The organism is Microcoleus sp. B3-D2 (assembly GCF_036705345.1).
Classification (GTDB): domain Bacteria; phylum Cyanobacteriota; class Cyanobacteriia; order Cyanobacteriales; family Microcoleaceae; genus Microcoleus.
This window is the reverse complement of record NZ_JAUBUG010000009.1, coordinates 70954-83185: the sequence shown is the minus strand read 5'-3', so window position 1 is coordinate 83185 and position 12232 is coordinate 70954. Positions and strand designations below refer to the sequence as shown.

General features: G+C 47.2%; 14 protein-coding genes. 11 read left to right on the top strand and 3 right to left on the bottom strand.

The annotated features are described in order from the left end of the window. Window positions 1-411: 411 nt before the first annotated feature. From QUB14_RS05620 to QUB14_RS05590, 7 genes are all read left to right on the top strand, one after another. Entirely contained in the window at window positions 412-1284 is an 873-nt protein-coding gene (locus QUB14_RS05620; protein ID WP_216670214.1) for a S8 family serine peptidase, read from the top strand. A 14-nt stretch (window positions 1285-1298) separates the two neighbouring features. Next, window positions 1299-2213 (top strand): cyanobactin maturation protease PatG family protein, encoded by a 915-nt coding sequence (locus QUB14_RS05615; RefSeq protein ID WP_333215733.1) that lies wholly within the window; start codon window positions 1299-1301, stop codon window positions 2211-2213. A gap of 150 nt (window positions 2214-2363) precedes the next feature. Beyond that, entirely contained in the window at window positions 2364-2612 is a 249-nt protein-coding gene (locus QUB14_RS05610; RefSeq protein WP_333215730.1) for a hypothetical protein, read from the top strand. 119 nt (window positions 2613-2731) lie between these two features. Continuing rightward, window positions 2732-3058 carry a hypothetical protein gene (locus QUB14_RS05605; RefSeq protein WP_333215729.1) on the top strand — a complete coding sequence of 109 codons (327 nt, stop codon included), beginning with the start codon at window positions 2732-2734 and terminating at the stop codon, window positions 3056-3058. A gap of 100 nt (window positions 3059-3158) precedes the next feature. Continuing rightward, window positions 3159-3617 (top strand): hypothetical protein, encoded by a 459-nt coding sequence (locus QUB14_RS05600; protein ID WP_333215727.1) that lies wholly within the window; start codon window positions 3159-3161, stop codon window positions 3615-3617. Window positions 3618-3900: 283 nt separating this feature from the next. Continuing rightward, a complete protein-coding gene (locus QUB14_RS05595) occupies window positions 3901-4518 on the top strand; it encodes a hypothetical protein (protein ID WP_333215725.1) in 618 nt (205 codons plus the stop codon). A 115-nt stretch (window positions 4519-4633) separates the two neighbouring features. Continuing rightward, window positions 4634-4780, top strand: a complete 147-nt coding sequence (locus tag QUB14_RS05590) for a hypothetical protein (protein WP_333215723.1) — start codon at window positions 4634-4636, stop codon at window positions 4778-4780. Window positions 4781-4971: 191 nt separating this feature from the next. Here the strand turns inward: QUB14_RS05590 and QUB14_RS05585 are convergent, their stop codons facing one another. After that, window positions 4972-5586, bottom strand: coding sequence for a pentapeptide repeat-containing protein (locus tag QUB14_RS05585; protein WP_333215721.1), 615 nt, complete (start codon window positions 5584-5586; stop codon window positions 4972-4974). Window positions 5587-5659: 73 nt separating this feature from the next. On the opposite strand from QUB14_RS05585, the gene QUB14_RS05580 reads away from it, so the two are divergent. The 4 genes from QUB14_RS05580 (at window position 5660) to QUB14_RS05565 (ending at window position 10077) form a co-directional block, all read left to right on the top strand. Continuing rightward, a complete protein-coding gene (locus tag QUB14_RS05580) occupies window positions 5660-7093 on the top strand; it encodes a hypothetical protein (protein WP_333215719.1) in 1434 nt (477 codons plus the stop codon). A 396-nt stretch (window positions 7094-7489) separates the two neighbouring features. Continuing rightward, window positions 7490-9076, top strand: a complete 1587-nt coding sequence (locus QUB14_RS05575) for a chloride channel protein (protein WP_333215717.1) — start codon at window positions 7490-7492, stop codon at window positions 9074-9076. A 158-nt stretch (window positions 9077-9234) separates the two neighbouring features. Beyond that, window positions 9235-9714: a J domain-containing protein gene (locus tag QUB14_RS05570; protein WP_333215715.1), complete on the top strand. Its 480-nt coding sequence runs from the start codon at window positions 9235-9237 to the stop codon at window positions 9712-9714. A gap of 90 nt (window positions 9715-9804) precedes the next feature. Continuing rightward, entirely contained in the window at window positions 9805-10077 is a 273-nt protein-coding gene (locus QUB14_RS05565; RefSeq protein WP_190661245.1) for a DUF3143 domain-containing protein, read from the top strand. Between the two features lie 287 nt (window positions 10078-10364). On the opposite strand, the gene QUB14_RS05560 is transcribed toward QUB14_RS05565, so the two are convergent. Both QUB14_RS05560 and cdaA read right to left on the bottom strand, forming a co-directional pair. Beyond that, complete coding sequence (locus QUB14_RS05560) at window positions 10365-11111, bottom strand: isoprenyl transferase (protein WP_172185480.1); 747 nt, start codon at window positions 11109-11111, stop codon at window positions 10365-10367. 20 nt (window positions 11112-11131) lie between these two features. Further along, complete coding sequence (gene cdaA / locus QUB14_RS05555) at window positions 11132-12025, bottom strand: diadenylate cyclase CdaA (protein ID WP_333215711.1); 894 nt, start codon at window positions 12023-12025, stop codon at window positions 11132-11134. Between the last annotated feature and the right edge of the window lie 207 nt (window positions 12026-12232).

Sequence of the window (12232 nt, the reverse complement as noted above, 5' to 3'; positions counted from 1 at the left end):
AAACCGCGTCTACACATACGAAGTCCGCCGGCGCGGACTAAGAAATAAGAGGGGTATTTTAATGGATTTGGGATGAGGTGAAATCTAAAATCTAAAATCTAAAATCGCTCGGGGGAATTTACGCAAGTTTACAAAACTATGTCACTTTTTCTCACCGGCAGGGCGATCGATCGAGGAATTTACGCAAGTTTACAAAAGATGGTTACTTTTTCTCACCGGCAGGGCGATCGGGGGTGCGTTATTAATTAGGGATTCAAGCAAAAACATCTGGTTAGACAATCACCTGATGAATATGTTTTTCATACTTCATCTAAAAGAATTAGAACCATTTTTTTATTAGCAAATAGCAAAGGAGAAGACAAATGCCACAAGATCGCGCTCAAAGTTTGCCAAATAGTACAGATGCACCATATGACTAAACATTTAGATTTAGTCAAACTTATCGCATTGATGGAACTTACCAGTGGTAATGCAGAAATTATAGTCGGGTTAATTGATGGTCCAGTAGCTGTAGAACATCGTGAACTTGCAGGTGAAAATATCCGATCTCTTCCTGGAATAAAGAGTGGAAACTGTACTCAAAAAAGCAGCATCGCCTGCAAGCATGGAACCTTTGTAGCAGGGATTTTGTTTGGAAAGAGGGATTCTTCAGCCCCTGCCATCTGTCCCAAATGTACTCTGTTGTTACGTCCAATTTTTGCAGAGATAGCATCCGGAACAGAACAGATACCAAGCGCAACTCCTCAAGAACTGGCAACAGCAATAGTGGAGATAGTTGATGCTGGTGTTCATGTATTGAATATGAGCCTTGCACTAGCGCAACCGTCATTTAACGGTCAGCATGAATTAAAACAGGCTTTAGATTATGCAACAAGGCGTGGCGTTATTATTGTTGCGGCAGCGGGGAATCAAGGAACGATTGGAACCTCTGCTATTACTCGACATCCGTGGGTGATTCCGGTTGTGGCATCTGATCTTCAAGGTAGACCTCTTGGTCTGTCTAACTTGGGAAGTTCTATCGGCAGGCGAGGTATCAGCGCTCCTGGTGACGACATTACTAGCCTGACCGCTGACGGCGAACCACTGGCGCTAAGCGGAACGAGTGTCGCCGTCCCGTTTGTGACAGGCGCGATTGCCCTATTGTGGTCGAAATTTCCAAATGCAACGGCAGCCGAGATAAAACTCGCTATTACCGAAGCTCATAGGCAGCAACACACCACAATTGTTCCACCTTTGTTAGATGCGTGGGCAATGTATCAAGTTATGAAAAAGTTTCATTCTTAAAAGAGGAAAATTAAATGGCTCAAACTCAAGAACAGTCTGCTACCCAGACTCGTGTACCAGCGAACACCAGTATCAGCGACCAGAGTGCGACAATCGTGGTCTTACCCCAGGGTGAAAATGGAGGCTGTAGCTGTGGAGGAAACAAACAAAATTCCGAGCCTCCTTCCTACGTTTATGCCCTAGGTAAAGTTGGATATCGTTTTTCCAAGCAGTCGATAGAAAAAGAATTTGCTCAAGCCACTGGACGAGTAGACACATCTGGACTTACAGACCAACAAGCTTTTCACGCCGTTCTGTCAGCGCGACACAATCGTTACCTGGCGCGTCAACTGTGTTGGGTGCTAACTATCGAGGGTCTGGAAACCTACCTTTTACACCCAAGCGATCCTGCGGACTTTGATTTGTTAATTGAAGCAATCCGTCCTACTCCTAGTCCTATGGATCTTGATGTTGTTGTTGGTGTCAGAGGTCTTATTGCTCCGCCGGAAGTGTGCAATGGGCTTATGGTTCCCATTGTTGTATTCGACCAGATTTATTCCTTCGACCGCGATTCACTTATCCAATCTATCCCGCAACCAGAGGCAATTTCCCCAGAACAATTTACGCCTGCTGCTGAAGAACTTTTCGCAAGGCTCATGCAAATGGCTGACAATGCAGGCACAACTGATGAGCATCGCGCTTTAAATTATCTGGCAGTTCGTTATCCAGCTATTTATACAACAACTGCTGAAGCTTTTGGACGCAACCTTTCATTGACAGCAGTGGAAATTCGTCCTTCCCGGTTAAGTGGTATCCGCAAAATTGTCGATGTCATCTTTGCTTTTACCAATCGCAGTACGGATGTTACCGAGAAGTATTTTGTCCGCGTAGACGTGACAGAGGAGTTTCCTTTCCTGGTTACGAGGATGTCGCCCTACTACGACCGTTAAATTTCAACACTTTAAAGGAGGTGATGAAGTATGAGCTAGCCCAAACCAACTGTGTTTTCGGCGTAGACGTGTCCGAAAAATTGACACCATCCGTTACCAATTGTCTCACTAAAACTGTTGAATTTGAAAACATCAAAGGAGTTACCTGATATGAGTTTACCTGGATTTACCGCTGAAGCAGCAGTTTACAATACTAGCCAGAACTATCGTATGTCTGGCGCTGACGTTATTTCCACCACAGAGGTGATACCACAAGGTAGTTGTGGCTGGAGGAAGAAAATTCGCTGCGGTGCCGCAGTGGCTGCTTGCGGTGCTGCCTGTGCTAGTGGTGTCGCTACCGCTGCGTGCATTGCATGTTTTGCTGGTGTTGGATCAAGTAGTTGTGTTGACTGCTTGTAGAGTTTAATCTCAAGTTCTCCCTTTTTAGGAGAACTTGAGTTTCAGGAAATAGCAGACATTTTCCAGTCTAAAAATGCTGGGATCAGAATATATCTCCAATTATGCGGTGAGGATTGTTTATGACAAAGCTAAAACTTATATCTCTTGAGTGCCACAAAACAGAGGATAGCTCTGGGGCTGATGAACCCTATTTGCGTGTCAATGGTAAGAATGTTTGGGGGCCTATCAGTCTTAATGATGGACAGTCAGCAACTATAAACGAGATAGTTGAATTTACCAACTCGGCTGAGATAAAGCTTTACGATCAGGATGGTAGCTGGCTTGATAAAGATGATGACTTAGGTACTTTGACCGCTAATCTTTCTCAAATTGGCAAAGGAGAACAAAGAGGCAAGTTTACTAAAGACGGAGCCGATTACACTTTGACTTGGGAAGTTTTAAGCTGATAATTCTTTAATGGGCGGATTCAGAGGTAGCTTGCAATTAACTGATTGATAGCTCGATCGCACTTCCTCACTCCTTCATCTCCTCACCAAATAACGCGAAATGAATGTTGTAATTGCGATCGCTCTTTCCTCTCGCTCGACCACAATTGAATCCATAGTTAAGTGTATGACACAAGAAATGCTGGAAAAAATGGAGGCTCAAACCAATAGATGGCATCGCTCTGCCGTAATATTGCACTCTATTTCTGTAATTTTAGGAGTAACTTCGGTACTCTCATCAATAACTGTTGCGACCTTTATCGACGAACTAGGAAGTTTTAGGACAAAAATTTTTGCTGGACTAAGTGCAGCTTCAGTGGCTATCCTTGAGACGACAGGTGTTGGACGAAAAGGTAATGGATTTCGTCAAGCCCAAAGACACTTAAAAGCCGAAACAATTAGATTTCGTGAAGGTGAAAGTTCTGTTAAAGATTTAACCAAAGCTTTTATAGAAGCAGAACTGATGATAGGAGATTTAGTAATTAAACTGCCATCTACATCCGACGGGGAACAAAAATAATACTTACAAGCAAAACTCAGCATTTGAGCGATAGCAGTGGCTTTTCTCACCAGCAGGGCGATCGAGTTGGTTGATTCTTTGAATTAAGAAGGTTGCAAGTACATGAAGCGAAGCTATCCCGAACGCGCGTGCCTTCGGTGAAGGGTAGGGAATCGCCATTTCTCCTAATTCAACAATTGACCCATTTACAAACCTTGACAAAAGTCGGTCACTTTTTCTCACTGGCAGGGCGATCTGGTTCGTTTATTCTTCAGTAAATTTCAGCAGTAATAACTACACGAAGATGAATGAATTTGCATCCTCATCAACTGAAGGAGTAGCACCACAACTTCCTGTTTCTGAAACCGATACATCGTCAGATGCTTCTTCCCCAGCTAATGAGGAGGAGATTCTGATGCTGGCAAATGCTCTTGCTCGTGAAGCAGATACATCGTCGGCTGCCGCTGCGTTTTCTTCAGTGGCAGGTGTCTTGGGTGGTTTCAGCATAACAATTGTGGTGCTAGCTTTAACTCCTGGTACAATAGCAAGCAACAGCGGCAAAGACTGGGTTGTGGGCTTGGTTCTACTTTCTGCAGGACTCTATATTTATTCGGCTGGCATTTTTGCTAATTCCATTAGTTTGGCAGCTAAAAAAACTAAATATAGAGTGTTTAATGTTGCCCTTGTACTTTTTCATTTGTCCAATCTGCTGTTGTCGATCGGATTACTCCTGCTTGCTTTTCAGTTTCCTTTAAATATCACAAGAATTGCAGCCACTATAATTGCGTTTTTTGCACTTCTAATTGTGTTATCTAATATTGGTCGTAAAATATTGCCGTTTGTAGGTGCCTCAATATTTGCCATATTATTTGCCATATTAGCGTATGTATGGAGATCGCTAATGGCAGGAATAAGTAGCTAGTAGAAAGTGTGGCAGCATAACAATTTGCCACGTTCAAATTCCAACCGAAAGGTCAAGCTATGCAAGCCAAACTTCAGAACTTTCCCTCGCTGATGCTGAAATCATTTTAGGACGCTTGCCCGATCGAATTCAAGCTGCTCTAATTGCTCGTGCTGCTGAAAGTGAATACCCGATCGAAGCAGTTATTGATATGGCTATCGCCAGTTTTCTCGACACAGAGGCATTAGGTTTCGTAGATTGCAAACCAGGACGCGGGCAGTAAAATTGTAATATCTTTTAGGAGGCCGATCGCACCTCGTCACTCCTTCATCTCCTCACCAAATAACGGAAATAAAGGTGAAGAGTACGCGCGTGCGAAGCTATCTTCCCGTAGGGGTTCCCGAAGGGTAAGGAATCGCTCTTTCCCCTGACTGATGACTCATGACAGCTTTCTTGTCAACTGTCAACTGACTTTCATTCGTGCGGCGTACCGTCAGGCATCACCGCACCCTTTAAATTCGCCCCTTCTAAATTAGTATCCAACAGCAAAGCGTTCCTCAAATTAGCGCCCTTCAAATTAGCACCTTCCAGATTTGCCATCCACAGATTAGCCCCCTCCAAATTCGCCCCCTCCAAGTCAGCAGTTACCAAAAAAATACCTTTCATAAAAGCACCTCTTAAGTTAGCCTTTCTCAAATTACTCCCTCCCAAATAAGCATCCTCTAAAAACGCATTTTCTAGATTGCTTCCCTCCAAATTTGCCCCTGCCAAATTGCTGCTTATCAGGTAAACCCCAGCCAAATTTGCCTGTTTCAAGTTAGCGTTTACCAAATGCGCGCTCCACAAATTGGCATCTTTCAGGTTGGCTTTTTCTAAATTGACGCCTTCCAGAAAAACTTCGCTCAAATTCGCCCCGGAAAGATTGCAACCTTGACAGTCCCTCGCTGTCAGCAATTGCCGGACTTGATGCTTGACTGACGAACGGTTCGCTGCGAAAATTATTAAACCTGTAGTTGCTAAGGCAATAATACTAAAAGTTGCCAGCCCGATCGCACTTACAATCTTCCTGTGTCCCGCGCCTCGCAACATCCGCTTGCAGCCCCTAAAAATATTTGGATAATTGTTCGTATTTATAACCTAGTTCCTTCCTTCCCCTGCCCCTATGAAAAAACAGTTAAAATTTAAATTACTCGCGATCGCCCTTATCTCCATCCTAGCAACAATCGGTATCGGGTGCGATCGCATTTTCACAAAACCCTTTCAACTTCCCGCCTCAGCCAAACAAGAACCCTGGCCAATTCAAACAGGCCTCCGAGCAGCCATCCTCCGATCCAACATACCAACAGTTAACCGCGTAGTTTTAGTACCCGACGAAGCCACCTTCTTAGCAGCAATCCAAAAATGGAATCTCAAAGGAAACTGGCCTATTCTCATCGAAGACAAAAAATATACGCCGATGTTTTTGCAGCGCTTTCAACCCCAAGAAATCGTGCGTTTGCCAAGCATCAAACAGCAACTGCCAAAAAATCAAAAACTCCAACAATTAATGCTGAACGCCTCAGCAGCAGCTTGGAATGCCACCGATACTCAAACCTTAAAGGCACAATGGACGCAACTCGGCTGGGAACCCCCAGGAGTAGTAATCACATCAGAAAATGACGCCGCACGCTCAGCAGCAGTTGCTTTAGCAGCCGCTCACGGCCAACCTTTAGTCTTTCTAGAAGGCAACTTCGGAAAACCTAACGATACCCTCAATAACACACAGTGGAAAAGTCTGCAACTAGCAGTTACAAAAGCTGTCGAATCAACCGGATATTTTTACTCTCAACTCGCCGACCCGATCGACACAATAACCATTGTACGCCAACTAGCAGTCAAATATCAATCTCCTGAAAAACCCGACGAACAACTAGCCGTTACCGACGGTTTGGGACGGCACCCCAACGGCGAACGCTGGGCGGCTGTCGGCTGGATTTACGGCTCCGAAGTACGATCGATCTATCAAGCCATGTGTGCCATATTTCTCGATAGCGAAACCGCCATGCTTTATGACAGTTACCCCAAGGAAGGAAATTGGGGGAAATATGAAATGGAGGCGGCCGCTAGCGGACTAAAAACCATAGGTTTGAATGTCGAAGTAGTGCAGAAACCCGAATCGAGCCTGGAAAAGTGGCGGAGTTTAGCCTCAAAACCGTGGACATTTGACTTAATATTAATGAATTCCAAAGGCTATCCAAAATCATTTCAAGTCGGCAACGGCGACGCTTCAGTTGAGGACATACCAAAACTCCTATTTCCCGCAGCAATCCACATGATCCACAGTTGGTCAGCAGCCGCCCCAGATGACAAAAACACCGTTGCTGGAAGGTGGCTAGAAAATGGTGCTTACGCCTATGTCGGCAGCGTCAACGAACCTTTTTTATCGGCATTTATTCCACCTAAATTAATGGTCGATCGCCTGAAGCGAGGCTCACCCTTTTTAATCGCAGCACGCCAGCTAGAATCCCCTCCCTGGAAAGTCGCCACCATCGGCGATCCGCTAATGTCGATCGCCAAACCCAGACCAAGAATTCCGCCCACTCAACAACCGATGTGATAGTAGGCGCGAGCGAGGGATTTAAAATTGGAGATTTGAGATTTGTGGTTGTAAGGTAAAATCTCAAATCGCCAATTCTTTAATTTTAAAGTTGTTTTTTACTGAGTTATATGATATTGGTAGTTCACTGATGCGATCGGCCTAACCACCCACAGGGTAAATATAGTTAATTAGCATTATCGCCAGAGTATATCTAAGTTTGAATGTAACTTAGCATACAATCACGCCAAATCCGCCGCTCCTCAGAATCAGTCATTCCACCCCAGTGGTCAGCCCAAAAAAATTCCCTAAAATAGGCCTTAATTAAGTTGTCAATTCCCGTAAAATAACTCAAAATGAAAATAAGAAATAAATTGTAATAATTATATAACTCCTCACGGAAGAATTAACCGCTAAATGAGAGCCACCCATCCTGTGGATCTGCCGCCACCCGGGCCAACCGCAGCAACTCCCCAAGCCTCCCGCCTAAGCCCGCTATTCAATCGCCTGCACCCGAGTCCAGAAACCCTCTTGCTCATCCTCTCCCTAGTCATCGGGGGAGTTACGGGCGCAGGCGTCGTCACGTTTCACTACCTCATCCACTTCATCCACAGCCTGATGCTGGAAGACTTCATGGGGGCGATCGCGTCGAAAGGCTCTTGGACGCTAGCCTGCATTCCCACCTTCGGCGGAGTCATCATCGGGCTGATGCGCTGGCGGTTTCGGGATTTTGGCCCGAATATGTCTTCCTTAATTGCAGCCACCCGCGGGCTGCAAGAACTCTCCCCCCTCAAACCAATCACCAAAATGGTGGCAGCCTCAGTTTCCCTCGGCACCGGCGCCTCGCTCGGCCCGGAAGCCCCCAGCGTCGAAATCGGCGCCAACTTCGGAATGCTGCTGGCTCAAGTCTTACAGCTCTCCCCTGAACGGCAGCGCTTGCTCCTGGGCGCGGGGGCTGCTGCTGGTTTATCTGCCGGGTTTAACTCTCCCATCGCCGGAGTCTTCTTTGCTTTAGAAGTCGTGCTCGGCAGCACCTTCGCTACTTCGTCAGTCAGCGTTGTCTTGCTCTCCGCCGTAGTTTCCGCGCTGATTGCTCAAATCTGCTTGGGAGCTCAGCCGGCCTTTTCTTTGCCGATCTACGATGTCCGCAGCCCCCTAGAACTGCCTCTGTACATGGGATTGGGACTTTTGGCGAGCGGAGTCTCCCTAGCGTACACAGAAGCAATTCAATTGGCCGAGGGCTGTTTTCAAGGAAAAATCCGAGGATTTGCTTGGCTCGGACGACTGCCCCGGCCGCTTCACCCCATCATCGGCGGGGCCTGCGTCGGCTTAGTCGCCCTGCAATTGCCTCAAATTTTGGGTGTCGGCTACGAAACAGTCCAAGCAATGCTCCAAGATGTTAAATTTTCCTTGCCTTTGCTGCTGCTGCTGCTGTTTGTCAAACTGGCGATGACCGCAATCAGCCTCGGCAGCGGTTTAGTGGGCGGCATCTTCGCTCCGGCGATGTTTTTGGGAGCTTCCCTGGGTTCGGCTTACGGGCTCTTTTTGGAAATGCTGCCGGCAATGAGCGATCGAGTCGCCGGCCCTCCCGCCTACGCAATGGTGGGAATGGCCGCCGTCCTCGCCGGCAGCGCCAGAGCACCGCTGACAGCCATCCTATTGATGTTTGAATTAACCCGCGATTATCGGATTGTCTTGCCTTTGATGGCCGCAGTCGGATTGAGCGTTTGGCTGGTGGAGTGTGTCAACCGCCGATCTGCCGCCCACAGCCTCAACCTTCAGCAAATGGGCGTAGACGTGGCTCTCAATACACCGATCAAAGCCAGAGAACAGTTGCAGGATTGGGAAGATGTTCTGGGCGATCGCATCGTGACAGAGTTGATTTCTTGCCAACTTCCGATCGACGGCGAACACAGTATCGATCAACCAGAAGCCACTGACGCCCCAGTGCTAGCCCTTGCCAATTCACATTCCTCCGAAAAAGTCAACCCCAATAAAGAATAAAAAACAGCGTGACAGCAGAAACAGACGAAGAACGGGAGAATTTAGAATTCTTCCCTCTTCCCTCTGCGTTCTCTGCGCCCTCTGGGGTTAATTCCTCTTCCTTCATATTTCAGCTAAAATAACCAAATATTATTAACAATAGGCAGAGAGGGGCTTCGGTGGCAGGAAACGAGGCAACTGCAAAAAACAAAAGTCAGAAAATACCCGGCAAAACCCCCTTGGGTTCCACTCATTACGGCTTGTTAGGGCTGCATCCTTCAGCCTCAGCGATCGAAATTCGGCGCTCGTACCGGGAACTGAGCAAACTCTACCATCCCGATACCACCGAGCTGCCGCCCGCAGTCGCCACCGCCAAATTTCAGCAGCTCAACAACGCCTACGCCACCCTCAGCAACCCAGAACGTCGCCTCGCCTACGACCTCAAAATAGGCTATTCTCGCCAGACCGTGATTGGGCAACCCCCAGGCTTCAATACTCCGGTTTCGGGCTCGGGCAAAAAAACTTACAACTCCGCTTACCTAGATCCCACGGATCGACCTCTTTCCCCCGGAGAAATGTTCGCTCTGTTTATCATGGGAGCTAGCTTAATCGGATGTTTGGTACTCGCGATCGCGATAGGCTTAATTCGCGGCAATTAAAGCGTCAAATCTCACATCTCCAATCTAAAATCGGAAATTCTCAATCCGAAATCCCCAACCTAAAATCTAAAATCTAAAATCTAAAATCCTATGACTCTTCCTTCCGCTGACACTCCTTTGTACAACCATCCACTCCCGGAAATCGAGCAGTGGCTCAAAAGCCGCGGCTGCCAGCAAGATCAGCGAGAACTTCACTGCTGGCAGATCGAGCAACTTACATGGAAAGCAGAACTCTCCCTCGATATTGACCAACTCACCGTCCGCTACATCGATGCTGGAGCCGACGGCCAAGACATTCAGCGAGCATTCAAATACTCCCTCTCACGTCAGGACATTGAAGCAGCCGTTTTCTCCGGCCCCTAATTTGATTTGACATTTGAGAGTTGAGATTTGTCCTCCAATCTAAAACCTAAAATCGTTATGTTGAGCAGGAGATGAGTGAAATTGGTATTAGATTTTAGATGGGGAATCCAGGTAAGAATCCGGAGCATCAAGCGTGCAACCATTTACATGGGAGTGCGAGGGGGACGCTCGCAGCTCGTAAAAACGTTTTTTACTTTCATGGAGATGCTCCCTCAGAATCGATATCTACTTGGAAACTGAAAAATCAACCAAAAAATCTAAAATCTAAAATCCCAAATCCAAAATCGTTAGACTTTGCCAAATCGGCGGTTGCGTTGCTGATAAGTAGACAAAGCGCGGTGAAACTCCGATCGATCAAAATCCGGCCACAGCGTCTCAGTAATGTAAATTTCGGAATAAGCCATTTGCCATAGTAGAAAATTGCTCAACCGCATTTCCCCGCTCGTCCGGATCAGCAAATCCGGGTCACAAACATCAGCAGTATACAAATAGCGTTTAAATAAAACCTCATCAATCTCCTCCGGCTGCAACTTGCCCTCTTTCACCTGAGTGGCGATCGCCCGACAAGCTTGTACAATCTCCTGACGCCCCCCGTAATTCGTCGCCACCGTAAACAAAATCCCTTGATTGTGCTGAGTGGCCGTCACAGAACGCTCGATTTCGGCTTGCAAAGACTTCGGCAAAGCCTGCAAATTCCCCATAAATTGAATTTGCACGTCCTCGTCCACCATCTCCCGCAATTCTTGCCGCAGCTTTCCCTCAAACAAACTCATTAAAAAATCGACCTCTCCGGCCGGCCGCCCCCAATTCTCCGTCGAAAAAGCATAGGCCGTTAAAGCTGGAATCCCCCAATCTTTGCAGCAGCGCAGCAGTTCCTTCAGAGTGCTAGCTCCTCGGCGGTGCCCCGCAATCCGCGGCAACCCCTTATTCTTAGCCCAGCGCCCGTTCCCGTCCATAATCACTGCTATGTGCTTAGGCAGTAGTTCTTGTTGCAGATCCTCCGGCAACTTTTCCAAGCAAATTCCTTGACTCATGGTTTCTCCCGATTACCCGACTAACGGCGCAGTATCCGTTTTAATAGCGTCACTCCCTTCAATCCTATCTGGCGTCCGAGATTGCCGATCGGAATTGGAGCCACAACTCTTTCTCCCTCGGACGGAAACAGCTTTGCTTCCAGCAATTCCTTAAGTTTGCTGCTAGTCAAAGGTCGATTTAACATTCCCATCTGGGCTAAAGAAATAGAACCCGTTTCCTCAGACACTACCACGCACAGGCAAGCTTGCACCCGTTCCGTAATCCCCATCGCCGCCCGGTGGCGGGTTCCCAACTGCCGCGACGCGCTGCGATCGGACAAAGGCAAAATTACCCCCGCCGACACGATCCGCGAACCTCGAATCAAAACAGCTCCGTCGTGCAGCAAAGTTTGCGGCTGAAAGATTGTCTGCAACAATTCTTTAGAAACTTCAGCATTTAGCTTTAGTCCGGGCACCGAAAAATCTCGATCGTCGATCGGAGAATCTGTTTCTATAATTAGTAAAGCGCCCGTGCGGTTTTGCGAAAGTTCTTTTACTGCGTCCACAATTTCATCTATTACGCTGTCCGGTTCGGGATTTGGTCGGCGATCGCGTCCAAACAATTGCCGAAATTCCCCCCGACCCAATTGTTCCAGAAATCGGCGAAACTCCGACTGCAATATGACCGCCATTGCCACAGCCGAACCAGTCACCAAGCTGTTGAGGGCAACGTGCAATAGCCTCAATCCAGCCCAGTTGCTCACCGCCGCCGCCAGCATCAAAATAATAAATCCCCGTACCATCCACAGCGTTCTGCGCTCGCCAACAATGACGAGCACCAAATACGCAAGGGCAAAAACCAGTCCAATATCGATCCCTTGAATCAATAAGGACTGAACGAGGGTCAAGTCAAAGCCAGATTGTTGATTGTTCATGGTTCATCGAACGCTACCGCCTGTGAACCGCGAACCGTGATGCACTCGAACCCATGAACCATGAACAGTTGTTATAAGGAATATGCTGAAAATCCCCGTGTTTTTAGACCGGGGAGTGTCAATCTAATCGCGTGACTGAACAAGGCAAAAGTTAAAAGTGAAAAGGCAATCATCACTAAGTAAACATGGATTGTCTTTCTTTTAACT